The organism is Candidatus Paceibacterota bacterium, assembly GCA_030583765.1.
Classification (GTDB): domain Bacteria; phylum Patescibacteriota; class Minisyncoccia; order 2-02-FULL-40-12; family GWA2-44-9.
The window spans coordinates 90,595-104,415 of record CP129474.1 but is presented as its reverse complement, the minus strand read 5'-3'; the positions used below and the strand labels follow the sequence as shown (position 1 = coordinate 104,415).

Annotated in this window: 11 protein-coding genes and 1 tRNA gene; 4 read left to right on the top strand and 8 right to left on the bottom strand. The window is 51.0% G+C overall.

Annotation, left to right across the window (positions count from 1 at the left end; all coding sequences use genetic code 11):
- Window positions 1–1,275, top strand: a complete 1,275-nt coding sequence (locus QY311_00495) for a hypothetical protein (GenBank protein ID WKZ27223.1) — start codon at window positions 1–3, stop codon at window positions 1,273–1,275.
- A gap of 723 nt (window positions 1,276–1,998) precedes the next feature.
- On the opposite strand, the gene QY311_00490 is transcribed toward QY311_00495, so the two are convergent.
- From QY311_00490 to QY311_00470, 5 genes are all read right to left on the bottom strand, one after another.
- The gene (locus tag QY311_00490) at window positions 1,999–2,145 is read right to left on the bottom strand and encodes a DUF167 domain-containing protein (protein WKZ27222.1); all 147 of its coding nucleotides are present in this window, start codon (window positions 2,143–2,145) and stop codon (window positions 1,999–2,001) included.
- A 115-nt stretch (window positions 2,146–2,260) separates the two neighbouring features.
- Window positions 2,261–4,102 carry an adenylate/guanylate cyclase domain-containing protein gene (locus QY311_00485; protein WKZ27221.1) on the bottom strand — a complete coding sequence of 614 codons (1,842 nt, stop codon included), beginning with the start codon at window positions 4,100–4,102 and terminating at the stop codon, window positions 2,261–2,263.
- A 2-nt stretch (window positions 4,103–4,104) separates the two neighbouring features.
- Complete coding sequence (locus QY311_00480) at window positions 4,105–5,382, bottom strand: FecR domain-containing protein (GenBank protein ID WKZ27220.1); 1,278 nt, start codon at window positions 5,380–5,382, stop codon at window positions 4,105–4,107.
- Window positions 5,379–5,987 (bottom strand): VTT domain-containing protein, encoded by a 609-nt coding sequence (locus QY311_00475; protein WKZ27219.1) that lies wholly within the window; start codon window positions 5,985–5,987, stop codon window positions 5,379–5,381. The genes QY311_00480 and QY311_00475 overlap by 4 nt, the downstream gene beginning before the upstream one ends.
- On the bottom strand, window positions 5,987–6,838 hold the full coding sequence (locus tag QY311_00470; GenBank protein ID WKZ27218.1) for an NAD(+)/NADH kinase: 852 nt from the start codon (window positions 6,836–6,838) through the stop codon (window positions 5,987–5,989). The genes QY311_00475 and QY311_00470 overlap by 1 nt, the downstream gene beginning before the upstream one ends.
- 66 nt (window positions 6,839–6,904) lie before the next feature.
- On the opposite strand from QY311_00470, the gene mnmA reads away from it, so the two are divergent.
- Complete coding sequence (gene mnmA, locus QY311_00465; GenBank protein WKZ27217.1) at window positions 6,905–7,951, top strand: tRNA 2-thiouridine(34) synthase MnmA; 1,047 nt, start codon at window positions 6,905–6,907, stop codon at window positions 7,949–7,951.
- Here the strand turns inward: mnmA and gpmI are convergent.
- Window positions 7,948–9,501: a 2,3-bisphosphoglycerate-independent phosphoglycerate mutase gene (gpmI, locus tag QY311_00460; GenBank protein WKZ27216.1), complete on the bottom strand. Its 1,554-nt coding sequence runs from the start codon at window positions 9,499–9,501 to the stop codon at window positions 7,948–7,950. The two genes, mnmA and gpmI, sit on opposite strands and share 4 nt — an antisense overlap.
- A 341-nt stretch (window positions 9,502–9,842) precedes the next feature.
- Between gpmI and rny the strand changes: the two genes are divergently transcribed.
- Both rny and QY311_00450 read left to right on the top strand, forming a co-directional pair.
- Window positions 9,843–11,321, top strand: a complete 1,479-nt coding sequence (gene rny / locus QY311_00455; protein WKZ27215.1) for a ribonuclease Y — start codon at window positions 9,843–9,845, stop codon at window positions 11,319–11,321.
- Between the two features lie 132 nt (window positions 11,322–11,453).
- Window positions 11,454–11,738, top strand: coding sequence for an HU family DNA-binding protein (locus tag QY311_00450; protein ID WKZ27214.1), 285 nt, complete (start codon window positions 11,454–11,456; stop codon window positions 11,736–11,738).
- Between the two features lie 556 nt (window positions 11,739–12,294).
- Here QY311_00450 and QY311_00445 read toward each other — a convergent pair.
- Together QY311_00445 and QY311_00440 are read right to left on the bottom strand one after the other, a co-directional pair.
- A tRNA-Gly gene (locus QY311_00445) sits at window positions 12,295–12,368 on the bottom strand.
- A 36-nt stretch (window positions 12,369–12,404) separates the two neighbouring features.
- Window positions 12,405–13,439 carry an AI-2E family transporter gene (locus QY311_00440; GenBank protein WKZ27213.1) on the bottom strand — a complete coding sequence of 345 codons (1,035 nt, stop codon included), beginning with the start codon at window positions 13,437–13,439 and terminating at the stop codon, window positions 12,405–12,407.
- Window positions 13,440–13,821: the final 382 nt, after the last annotated feature.

Here is a 13,821-nt window from a genome sequence, read left to right as displayed (position 1 = left end):
ATGCGACGATTTTTTAATATTGCCACCGCAAGCACGGTGTTTGGTCTCTTCGCTGTCGTTTGGTTTCTACAAAAACCGGATGCACTTGGAGTGCGCTCCTTTGATATACAGAGTGCGCTCGCTTTTGATCGAGTGTTCTCCCCGACATACCCTTTAGATGCGGACAATATGCGTGCGCTCCTCATGCGCGCCGAGGAGCTGCTCAAAGAAGCTCCAATCTCTATTGGCGAGCTTCCTCTTACCTATGCTGAGCAACGCATTGTAAATAACGGCAGTGGCCCTGTTGTAGTAAACAGAGAGTTTACCGATGTCGAGCGCCAGTTGGCGCTCGCGGTGTTGGATAAAAAAAGCGGAGAAATTTCTGTGATCCCAGTGATAAAGCGCGGCGCTGATGTAGTGGCGCCAGACGGATATCGTATAAGCATTGCACCGCGCGCAAATGGAATAGCTTGGAATTATTGGGCAACGCAGTTCGTGGTTGAAGAACCGAAGCACCGCGTCGTGATCATGACAAAATTCCCCCTCTCAGAGACGGTGCGCGTTGGACGTGCTACTGATGTCCGCATTGAACCAGTGCTCTATACCGCATACACGGAAGAGTTGAGCGACCGCGCGTTTTTCGAAGCGGGCGCGCGCTACATCGCAGACACTGTTGCAAAAGCGCGGGAAGATTTGCGCGCGCAAGGCGTGCAGTCACGCGCAGTTCCAGGCAAGCTTGTAGTTGATGTGCTTCCCGTCGATGTGTTTCAACGCATTCCATTTCTAGAGCAAGGAGATCTATTGGAGGTGCTCGTGGATGCAGAGTATGTAGCGCGTCGTATTCTGGGCACACTTGGATATAACGGGGCGCGTGCATTTGCGCATACAGAAAGTTCTGCTGGGGCTCGCGGGTGGCTCCAATTTACTGATAATAAAATTCGCACACAACCAGGAACGTACACGCAACTTCGCCGATTGTATCCGAAGGCACTCTTGGAACCTGATTTTGAGAAAGGTGCTTCAGATCATCTTAACAGCATGAAAGCAGCAATACTTTTACACGATGAGAATCTCGCGTACTTTATTCGGAATCTTGGAGAGAGTATTCTTTCCGACCCGCGCCTTGAGGAGTATCTCGCAGCGGCATATAATGGTCCGCCCGCGCGAGCATTGAGCGCTATACGCGAGGCAAAGCAGGGAGAAGATTGGATTGCTGAATTAGCATCGGAAACACAGGGCTTTATCACTAAGCTGCGTATTTGGAAACAGTATCGAATTCCTGACAAATATCTCTAGTCTTGTAAAACGAAAAATCCCCCGAAATGGGGGATTTTTCGCAAGGCCATTAGAGGCGCTTCTTCTTGGCGCCGCCCTTTTTCTTTGCGACTTTCTTCTTTGCTGCTTTTTTCTTTTTTGCTGCCATATGAATCGTTTAGTAGTCAGAGATCAAATGTGTGGATGTAAGATTCACAACACTTCATCTCATCCCTCCTTCTAGAGTACTAATGCATGACACCGACCGTACAATTTCTGCACCGTACATGTCACGCGTTCTACGTTGCAACGTACTCTTATGTATAATTATACGCGTCGCGCGCATTCGTGATAAAAAAATAGTGGATAACTTCACAGAAAAAATATTCGACAAAAAATATTTATTTTGTACGATGCGCGCATGCAGGAATCAGAAAAAAGTTTGAAGTAAAAAAAGAAACATGGCATGCGGGAGGTGTGCATCGTTTCACTCTTGGAGACAATGCGTACAAGCTCGTGGTGGGCGTACGAAGCTCTGAAGGAGATCTGCGTCTTGTGCAAGTGTTTTATGACGCAGCTGGGAAAGAGAGAAGACAGTCATATCACACGAGAAAGACAAGCGCGATCTCTCATCGCAAGAACAGCACGAGATCATCGCGCGTTGCGAAGGGCTATCTCAACGCTCACCCTGAAGCTGGGTATGCTGCGTAGAGGTTCTTGCTCAAGCGCCCTCGCAATCATGCGGGGCGCTTCTTCATGCAACTTCTATAATCTTTGTACGGGCGGCGTGCCTGCGACAATAGAAATGCGCGAAGGCGCTACATGGAAATGATCCGCGAGGGCTTTACGGATCGCCTCATTTGCTTTTCCTTTTTCAGGGTGCTCGTGAACGGCAACGCGATAGGTCCCCATCTTCAAGAATGGTAATCTGTGTGCGTGATGCACCGGTTTGTACGCGAACGGTGATACGCATATTATTTATGCTTCATTTCATAGACGCCGTTCCATGACATCCGGCGGATGTTCTCTAAAGTAAGCACTCCGTTCCGCGAGAAGTTTTGTTGGGCCATCGTTTGGTGTGCGGAAAGAATCGTTCTGCATGCGTGCACGCAAGGTCCCATGCTCCTTGTGCGTATGCTCTACGTAGTTCGGAGAAATCTGTTGCGATAGATTCCCATACGGAGACACGTTCTGAGGGGATGACTTCATAAATAGTAACACCTTCGGTTTTTCCTTTTACCTGTACACAATCAATGTCACGCATTGGTATCTGCGCCGCGTCATCTCCGAGTGCGAGTTTTGTTTTCTCGGTGATAAGAATGCGTACCCCATACATTTTTGTGAGACTCTCAAGGCGAGAGGCAAGGTTCACGGCATCGCCCATGACGGTGTAATCAAAGCGTTGTTCTGAGCCCATGTTGCCCACGGTGACGTCTCCCGTATTAATGCCAATGCCAATATCAATGTGTGGATCGCCGCGCTCGGCGCTCTCAGCATTAAAAGCGTCGAGCGCGGTGGTCATCGCAAGCGCAGAGGTCACCGCGTCATAAGCGTGGGTTTCGGACGGAAGCGGTGCGCCCCAGAATGCCATAATTGCATCGCCGATATATTTATCAATGACGCCACGTCGCTCTAAGATAATAGTTGTCATGCGCGTCAGATAGCGATTAAGAAATGCAGTGAGCTGCTCTGGGGTGAGTGTTTCTGAGAGCGTGGTGAATCCGCGTACGTCAGAAAAAAGAATGGAAAGCGTTGCGCGTGAGCCGCCAAGTCGTAGCATGCTCGGGTTGCGTACGATTTGCTGAATGACCGCTGGGGCAAGGTATCGAGAGAAGCTCTCCTGAATGAATTTTTTCTCTTGATGTGTTGCACGATATCGTGCGATAAGCCCATAACTTGCGCCTCCAACAAGAGCAACAATTGGATAGAGGATGGGTAATGTTGCGGCGCGAGACATAAGAAACGATGCTATACCTATGTATGCAAATGAGGCGCCGATAACGCTCGGAATACTGATGCGCATGGGGGCATAGCGCATCACGAATGCGCCCACGCAAGATGCGAGAACGATGAAGAGCGGTGTCCAATTATTGAAATGACGCTCGCGCACACCATTGAGAAGTTGTTCAACGGTGTGCGCTTGAATCGTGACGCCACTCATGACGCCAAACGGTGTTGGGTGTGTGTCCTGCAGATCGGCGGCCGTTGCCCCGATGAGCACAATATTATTTGCAAAAAGGGTGGGGTCGGTTACGCCATTTAATACATCGATCGCCCGCACGTGAGGGAAGGATTGTTCGCCTCCAGCAAAAAAGATGCGCTCTAGGCGCTGCGTATCACCTAGGAGTTGAGCGCCAGCAATGTTGGCGATCTTCGCACTAAAACTCATCACATCTCCTCGTTGGGTGCGCACGTGTCGTGCAACACCGTCAGCGTCAACAGCGATGTTTGCAAATCCTATATCCGCGTTCGTAACGGCAGGAATGAGCGGGGCAAAAGTGCCATCGGGCGCGATATCACTCGTGACCACAATTGAAGCAGACGATCTTGCTATTGCTTGCGCGAGCGTCGCGTCATCATGGGGGCCGAGTCGTGACGGTTCTTTAAAATTTACATCGATACCAATGATACGCGCGTTGCCGAGGCGCTGAATCAATTGAGCGAACGAAGCGCGTGGCCATGGCCACTGTCCGTGTGCGCGAAGGCTCGCATCATCAATATCAACAATGATGATTTGGTCTCGCACTAGGCGCGGTTGCAGGAAGCCATCTTGAAGACGTGCGTCGAGGATCTCTCCAAGACCTATAAACCATGCGCCAAGGATTGTGACGATAAGGACTCCAAGACCAAAGCTAAAACGTGCATGCATAATTAATTAAGCGGCGAGATAGTGAGCGCAGCGGGCAGCTCTGCTTTTAAGCCATTCTTCGCGCGCACAAAGATGCTATAGGTGCCTGGAGCAAGTTCCGGCGTGGTCACAAAGAGCGTAAATGAGTCAATGGTGCTAAAGGGTGTTCCCGCGGATCCGACCATCACTTCGGCAATCGCAGGTAAGTTTCTCCCCTCCGTGAAGCGCTCACCATTGAGTGCGAACTGTTCACCGGGGCGAACTATTTTAGGCAAGACAGAGCGGAGCACCGGAGGAAGTGGTTCCGGTGTGCTTGACGCAGAGACTGTCGGAGAGCTGAGCGGCGTACTCGATGGAAGTGGAGTGCCCAGCGGTGCTACAAGAGAGCTGGGCTTCGCAAGTGGTGAAGGGGAAGTAAGTTGGCTGGGGCGCGGTGATGGAGAGGGGAGCCGTGAAGGAGCGGGGCTCTGTAGTTGCTGGATGATGCGCTGAATAATAGGTCTGTTCTCAATCTTTTTCTTGAACGCCGGATCATCAATGCGCTTTTCAATAGCGTCCCGGATAAATGTTCTCAGCTGTGCATTCTCTGGATTTTTAATATCTTCGAGCTCAATGTCCAACAAGAGATTTTGTACAAACGGCTTCTTAAAGTCATCAGCGGCGAGCGTTCGCTTTTGGAGTTTTTGTTTCGGCATTGGTAGGGTAGTGCTGTCGACAGCTACTATTTCACCCGGCTCGACATCAGTATCGGTGCCTTCGATCTCTTGCTGAGTGTTTGGATTGCGCGCTTTCGCTTTCACCTTGCCTTCAATGCCGGTGATATGCGCTTTCTTGTTTCTATATTCAGTACCAAAGATGGTGCCGCGGACGGATGCAACGGTTGTTTCAGTGCGTACATCGTAGGCTTCATCTTTCGAAAGTGCTGCGCGCACCTTAGACCACATGCCTCCTGAAACAAGATCGATCAATGAGGTGCCGCCATCTTGTGAAAGGGTTGTTATGACAATGCGCGTACTTTCATCGACAACGGTGATAGTGCCATTCGGATACGCAATTCGAGCTCGTCCGCTTTGTCCCGTTTCAATAATCGCGCCCTCTGCAATAGAAATCGTTCCCGAAAGTTTTTCGAGAGTGCTCTGCGCGCTGGCTGCATACGATACTGGTTGCGTCAACGCGGTAAGAGTTGCGCTCGCACCTGGAGGTGCGGTTGGGGATTGCGCGTCACTTGGCTCTCCTTGACGTGACCCGTTCCATATCACAAGCGCTCCTATGCTGATAATAATAAATAGTATTTTTTTCATAATGTGTGTGTGCGATTACGAATCCATGATCGAATAATAGGAACGACGGCGGGCATAACGGAGATGAGCACGATAGCGGCAATGATTGGAAGGAGGTAGCGATCGACGTCAGGGATGACATTCCCGAGGAAGTATCCTAGCAAGGGAAGACCAACGGCCCAGAGAGCGCCTCCGATGATGTTGTATGCTAGAAAGGTGCGGTATCGCATGTGACCCACGCCAGCGAGTATAGGAGCGAAAGTGCGTACAATGGGAACAAAGCGTGCTAAGAGAATGGTTTTCGCTCCATACTTTGTGTAAAAGGCTCGAGCGTGTTCGATGTGTTGCTTGTTCCAAAAACGCGAGTCGTCTCGGGTAAAAATACGCGGCCCCACGTGTTGTCCAAAAGCATAGCCTACCGAATCTCCCGCAATTGCCGCAATCCACCCAACAATACAGAGAACCCAAATATTTAAATATCCTTGCGAGGCCAAAATCCCAGCCGTAAAGAGGAGGCTATCTCCCGGCAAAAAAAGCCCGATGAGGATGCCCGATTCGGCAAAGAGGATGCCTGCGATTCCGAGGTATCCCGCAGCTCTGATAAGTGATGGGAGGTCGTCAAACATTATCGGAAAGAGAATGCATCATGCAGTGTCTGGAAAAAATGATGTTCGTGCGTATGGGCAAATAACGTAGGGAATGTGCCACGAGTCACCTCTATCGTATCTTCTTTCTGTAAAGATACAAGCTCAGATCCATCGCCTATTGCAACAACGTTCGCGAGCTCTTGTGTACCAGCCAAAGTGAGAGCATGTCGGATGCGAAAGTCGGTGATACGAATAGATGTTGTGTGCTTGGTGTCGATCACGACGCTTGGCGTTGGTGTATTGTGATCAAGGAGTTCGGTGATAATCATGCACGGCATTTCTGGAGATACGATTGGGCCGTGTGCTGATAAGTTATATGCAGTAGAACCGCTTGCTGTACTTACGAGTACGCCACTACCACGAATCGTCTGAATGCGTTGATGATCAATCGAGACATCAAGCGAGACAATGCCTAGAGGATTGTGTATGACAACGTCATTCATAATATCCCACTTTGCGATAATCTTTTTGGACCGAATAATGCGGGCAGTAAGTGCGTGTCGCTTTTCAATGCGTACATCTCCTGCAAGGAGCGCGTCGACAGCGGTCAAGAAGTTTCGTGGATCGCGCTCCGCCGCAAGAAACCCAAGTGTTCCTACATGAAGACCTAAAACGCGAGTATGTTTACTGCGACAGAGCTTTGCCGCATGCATGATCGTCGCGTCTCCTCCAAGCGCGATAACGGCATCGGGGCACGTATGCGGCTCAAGAACGTTGACGCGAGGATGGTGTCGCGCAATATGTGCGCGGATCTTTTTTGTCCATGTCATCGCGCGAGCACTTGATGGGCGTTGGAGGATGGAGACAGAACGAATAGCCTTGTGGCGCATGTGTAGCATGCTACCGCAGGAAGTACTTTTCTGCACATTGCCAAAGACACATTTTTATTGCAAAATGTGCGTGTGAAAAAGGTGTTTGTGGGCATGTCAGGTGGCGTTGATTCGTCTGTCGCAGCCGCGCTTTTACAAGAGCGTGGTTTTGCTGTTACCGGTGTTTTTCTCAAACCATGGCAACCGGAAGGTGTGCGGTGTCTATGGGAAGAAGATCGAGCAGATGCGCTTCGTGTCGCAACGCGTCTTGGCATCCCATTTGAAACATGGGACGTCGCTGAAGAGTATGGCAAGCGTGTCGGCAAGGTCATGTTAGATGCATATGCACGAGGAGAAACCCCAAATCCTGACGTGCTGTGTAACCAGGAGATTAAATTTGGTATTTTTTATGATCAGGCACGCGCTCGTGGCGCCGATGCGATAGCGACTGGACATTACGCGCGCATTGAAGAGAAGAGCGGTATTTTTTCACTGCACACCGGCCGTGACGCTCAAAAAGATCAGTCATATTTCCTCTGGACGCTGCGCCAAGATCAGCTTCCTCACGTCATTTTCCCAATTGGTGACATGCAAAAGAGAGATGTTCGTGTTTTTGCAAAAGAACGAGGCCTCGGTACGCACGACAAAAAAGATAGCCAGGGGGTGTGTTTTATAGGAGCGTTTGATATGCACGATTTTTTACAACGCCACATTCCAACGCAACGCGGCCCCATCCTTGATGAAAGCGGAGCGCAGATAGGGATGCACGACGGTGTGCAGCTCTATACTATTGGTCAGCGTCACGGTCTTGCGCTCGGGGGTCAAAAAACACCGCTCTACGTTGTTTCTAAAGATGTTGCGCACAACACCATCACCGTAGGTCCGCGCGAGCATGCACAGGCATCGCGCATTACTATGACCGACATCCACTGGATGGACACAGCGCCGTCCTTTCCTGTGTCGTGTGAGGTTCGCATTCGCTATCGTGCGCCCGTGACAACATGTTCTGTGTATGCAGATGGAACGTGTATATTCACACAGCCACAACAGGGAGTTGCGGTGGGCCAATCTGCGGTATTGTATCGTGATTCTCGCGTGCTTGGCGGCGGTATCATCACTGCGGTTGGGGCTTAGAAAAGGCGGGGAAGGAGGCTGTCGCCACTCATTTCCGGTGGCTTTTGAAGGCCCATAAGAGCCACAATAGTTGGCGCGACATCCCCGAGTACTCCCATTGAGTCTCCTTTCGTTTCGCTCAGGTGATCAATGGTGCGTTGGCCCGCATATTCTTGCGCGATGAGATAAAAGGGAACCGGATTCGCATTATGTTTCGTTTCTATATCACCAGTACTCTTATATACAAGTGACTCGGCATTCCCATGATCTGATGTAATGATCATAATGCCATTACGTGCCAACACAGCATCTCGAATACGCCCAATGCTTTCATCTATCAGTTTGGCGCCCTTGGTAGCGCCTTCGAGATCTCCCGCATGAGCGAGGATGTCGGCATTGGCAAAATTGAGGACAATAAAATCATACTCATCCGTCTGAAGCGCTTCTACCACCGTGTCGGCGATTTCTTTTGCGCGCATTTCCGGATGTTCTTTTGCTTTCTTATGAGATTCAATAAGCACGTCATCTTCTCCGGGGAAGGGTGTATTGTTGAGGCCATTAAAGAAATAGGTGACATGCGCATACTTTTGCGTTTCTGCGACATGAAGCTGGCGCAGGCCCTGTGAACTAAGAAATTCCGCGAGGTTGTTTTTTATACTCGGTGCGGGGAAAACAACGGGGAGACCTTCTTGGTCGAAATACGGAGTCATGAGTGCGCAGAATGTGTTCTGTGGGCGCTTCACGGGGACGCGATCAAACGGCTCTTGTGCAAACATTTGGCCCAACTGGCGAATGCTATCTTCGCGGAAGTTAAAGAGCACAATGGCGTCGCCGTCTTTTACAATACCTTTTTCATCCAATACGAGTGGGGGGATGGCATTATCATTCGTGCCTTTGGCATAGTAGCTCTGCAGTGTTGCTTCAAGATCTGTGATTTTTTCTCCGGTGCCTTGCGTGAAAAGGGCATACGCTTGCGCAGTAAGGTCCCAGTTGTTGTCGCGATCCATTGAAAAGTTGCGTCCTACGAATGTTGCAATAACACCTACCCCACTCTCTGCAATATGTTTACGCACTTTTGCGAGTAGCTCAGGAGCCTCTTTCAGTCCCGAATCTTTTCCATCACCAAAAAGATGTAAATACAGCTTCGTAATATTCTTCTGTTTTGCGTAATCAATGAGCGCGATAAGGAGCGGGAAGCTGGCGTGTACGGTGCCGGAGGTTAAAAGGCCGATGAGGTGTAGCGAGCCACTTGTTTTTTGGAGATGCGCCGTTGCTCGCTCGAGCGTCTCGTTTGCAAAAAAAGTTTTTGTTTCAATAGCTCGCGCAATGCGTGCCGAGTATTGCAGTACAATGCGCCCAGCTCCAAGGCTCAAGTGGCCTACCTCACTATTTCCTAACTCACCCCAATCAAGTCCCACTGATTTTCCCGACGCCTGAAGGAGCGTTGATGGGTATGTTTTCCCAATAGCATCAAAGTTTGTGGTTCCTGCAGCAAAAATAGCGTTGCCAACGCTTTGCCGAGAGAAACCCCACCCATCACAAATTGCGAGCACAACAGGACGATATGGCATACGCTTCTAGTATACACGTCTTTTTTGACCATTGGGCCTCTTTTGTGTATACTGGGCACTTCAGCTCTTTCATTAGCGTGCAGCGTCTGGACTACATTGGGTAGTCACTACGTTGGTCAGGGGGGAACACATGCACGAGGCCACGCGGCTCAGGATCAGTCGGACCGGAGGGCTGTTGCGAACTCCCCACCATCTCAAGCCGCGCGTGCTGCTGACCAAGCCGCTCCCCAAGCGGTAGGAGGCCCTGCCTCCCTAGCTCTTCCTGGCTCGTCCACATCACGTCGTGGGCGGGCCTTTTCCTTTTCTGGGACTTTGCTAGACTGCTCGCGATACAACACGTTATGGTTATTACATTTCAGCTGACCACTATAGGTATTCTGGGCATCCTTGTAGGGATGGGCATTGGCTATATAACGCGCCACATTATTGCTTCACGGCGCACCCTACAGGCAGAAAGCCGAGCCCAAGAGATTATTTTGCGAGCGCAGAAGGAATCTATACGTATTATTGAGGCAACAAAATCTGAGGATCAGGAGGCACGTTCTCGTATTACGCGCCTTGAAACCGCAGCACTAGAGCGCGAGCGCGAAGCCCACGAAGCTGCCCATGAAGCCGAAACGCTTCGTGACACATTGCGCAAAGAGCGCGAAGCTTTGACGCAAGAGCGCCACGCGTATGTACATGCCCTTGGGCAAGTGGGCGATATGAGCATTGCAGACGCGCGCAAGATGCTCTTAGAACATGTGCAAGAGCAAGCTGATGAAGATCTGGTGAAGCGTATGCACGCCCTTGAGCAAAGCGCACGTGAGTCGCTTGAGAAAAGAGCCCAACAGATTCTCACAAGCACTATCCAGCGTTATGCAAAATCTCACGTTGCGGAATTGACCACCACAACCGTGCAGCTCCCATCTGATGAAGTAAAAGGGAGACTCATTGGGAAAGAGGGGCGTAATATTAAAACATTCGAACGCGTTGCCGGCGTTGATTTAATTGTGGACGATACGCCGCAAACAGTGGTGATTTCTGGATTTGATCCATATCGCCGTCAGGTGGCGCGCATTGCTCTTGAAAAACTTGTCATCGATGGCCGTATTAATCCTGTGCGCATCGAGGAGTCGGTGAAACTTGCTCGGGAAGAAGTGCATGAAAAAATTAGAGAAGCTGGTCAGGCAGCGATTCTGGAAACAGGCGTTGGCATGATGGACCCGAAGCTGGTTATGTTGTTGGGGCGTCTCGCATTTCGTACGAGCTTTGGACAGAACGTGCTTCTCCATTCTATTGAAATGGCACATATCGCCGGCATGCTTGCAGCAGAGCTTGGCGGTGATGTATTGATCGCAAAGCGCGGCGCGCTTCTCCATGATATTGGCAAGGCGGTTGATCACGAAGTGCCTGGAACGCACGTAGACATTGGAAGAAAGATTCTGCAGAAATTCAACATAGATCCGCGTGTTATTCATGCGATGGAGTCGCATCATGAGGAGTACCCCTATGTGACGCTTGAATCACGCATTGTGCAGGCTGCCGACGCTATTTCGGCCGCGCGTCCTGGAGCACGCCGCGATACCGCTGAGGCGTATATTAAGCGCATGGAGGACCTCGAACGCGTTGCAATGACCTTCCAGGGCGTTGAGAAGGCATATGCAGTGCAGGCAGGGCGCGAATTGCGCATGTTCGTGCACCCTAAGGAGATATCAGACAGTGCCGCGGTGTTTTTGGCCCGTGAAATTGCTAAAAAGGTGGAGCAAGAAGTGAAATATCCTGGAGAAATTAAGGTGACGGTGATCCGTGAAACAAGGGCTATTGAGTACGCGCGCTAAGGTACGCTATCCACACAACCCTTGCTTTTTCCGCGAAAACCCTTGAAAATGGCCAGGAACGAGCAATGAGCCGGCGTAAGCAGGCATTCGTGCCAGCGTGCGATCGATTCTTGCACATGGAAAGGGGGTGCGATGATGAATACAATCAAAAAGAACCAAGTAGCACAGATGCTCGCAGAAAAGATGGGCGTCTCGAAGAAAGACGGCGTCATGTGGCTCGAATCGTTTATCGAGTTGTTGACCAACCATCTCCGCAAGGGTGACAAAATCAACTTGAGCGGTTTCGGCATTTTTAAGGTTGCTGACCGCAAAGCCCGCGAAGGCCGCAACCCTCGCACTGGCGAAACAATCCACATTAAGGCATCGAAGAAGATGCGCTTCACGCCAGCTAAAGTCCTCAAAGAAGCAGTTCAGTAAGAGAGTTCTCGAGAGCTCTAATCAAAACACCCCGATAAGGGGTGTTTTGATTTTGCTCGCTGATAAGGGGTGGCGTGGGCTGAAAGTGCCCACGCCGGGAGGGGCTAGTTGCTGCTGATGCGGGGCTGGAAGAGGCGCTGGACCTCTTCCACATTCTGGGCGAGAACGCCACAGTGATCACACCACATCTTATCCGAAAGGTATGCATGTCTCTTCGCGGCGCGCTTGCAACCTCTGCACTCCACATCCATGCAGACGCGCATCGGCTGGTTCTTGATCGCGAGTCCGAGAACCATGAACATCTGTTTGCCTCCCCGGGATGCTGAATGCACCCCTTATCAATGAGCAAGAGCTGACACCATACCACAGAAATATGGGATTGTATAGTTCTGCTGGGATACGGGAATCGCCTTCGGTCGTATGTCTGCCGTCGCAGACATACGCCTCAGGACCCGGCCTCTCGGCCCCGCAAGCTTGCGGGGCATCGTTCCGGCCGTTCGATTCCCTCCCTTATCCGTCCACAATATAAAACACGCCGTAGAGGCATGTTTTATATTGGAGCGGGATACGGGAATCGAACCCGTGTCTATTGCTTGGGAAGCAATCGTATTGCCACTATACTAATCCCGCTAACGGGAAGAGTATAGCAGTGATGGCGAGAACGCGCTAGGCCGATTCTATGGTCCCGCCTTCGCGGGTTTCCATATAGATATCCCATACTGCAAAGAGCGTGCTGAACGTGAGGGGGCCGAGTAAGATCCCGAGAGGGCCAAAGAAGCTCACGCCTCCGAGAACGCTGAGGAGCACAATAAGGGGATGGAGATGTGTGCCTTGTCCCATAAGTTTTGGCCCTAGGAGGTTATCAATCATGCCAACTGCGATCGCTGCCCAAATTGCGAGCGCAAATGCCGCGCTTGTTTCACCAGTAATGACGAGAAAAGCAATTGCAGGGATATTCACCAGCGTTGTCCCAAACGTGGGTACAAGCGCGGCGACGGCGGCGACACTGCCCCATAAAGCCGGATTGGGAACGCTAAAGAGATAAAACCCAAATCCTGTAATCGCTCCCTGCACAAGTGCGATGAGAAGCGAGCCGCGCATTACCGCATTCACGGCAACTCCTACACGATGAAGAACGCGTTCATCGTAAGTGTCGGCAAGAGGACTGTGACGAATGATGAATGCTCGAAGATCCTGTCCATCTTTGAAGAAGTAGTAAAGCACCAAGAGCATAAGTGCGAATGTAGCAATCCCTTGGAGGATGCCGGAGAGCAGCGCGCCGATGTGTGTAATGGCCCAGCGAACGGCGGTGGTCGCCCATGCACTTACATCAACTTCTGCGAAGGCAAATGAATCGGGCAGAAACGCGCCGATCATATTTTGGAGTGCTAGGGTGATGCGCGGAATATCGTCAGTCTGGTTTGCAAGCGCAAGATATAGCCCCGTTGCCTGTTCTAGTGCGAGTGCGCCGAGCGTCAGAATTGGTGCAAGAATCAACACCACCACACCGAGAACATTCAGGAGCGCTGCGAATCCCTTAATGGGGATGAGGCGATGTGTCCATGCTGTGACTGGCGCAAGGGCAATGGCAACAGCGCCGGCGAGCACGAGTGATCCAAAGAACGGCCACAAGATTAAAACTGCAACTGCAAAGAGAGCCATGAGAAACCAAAAGAGAAAACGGTGTTGATCGGTACGCATATACTGAGAAGTATAACACTTCTCTCGTATGCAGAGTGTGCACAAAAGAATACGCCGCGAGGGGTGTCGCGGCGTCTGGGGCGTGGAAGGTCACTGGGTCTCGACGTTCGGCGTAGCGGTGCGAAAGAAATCCGGGTAATGCGCGGTGGTGCGGTGAGCTGGGTGCTGCACTTCGCATTCCTTGATACATTCGGGACACGGACGCTCGTCCGCGTTCGGATGCCTCCGCGAGCAAACCTCTAAGGCTTGCATCGCTCTGATGTGCTGTACCCAAATGTCATGCTTCTTCACGAGCATGCGTTCCTCCAATCTAGAGAACTAAAAATACCGTACGCTTCATGTTACAAAATGCAAGAAGGGGCTGTGTGTTAGTGATGAAACT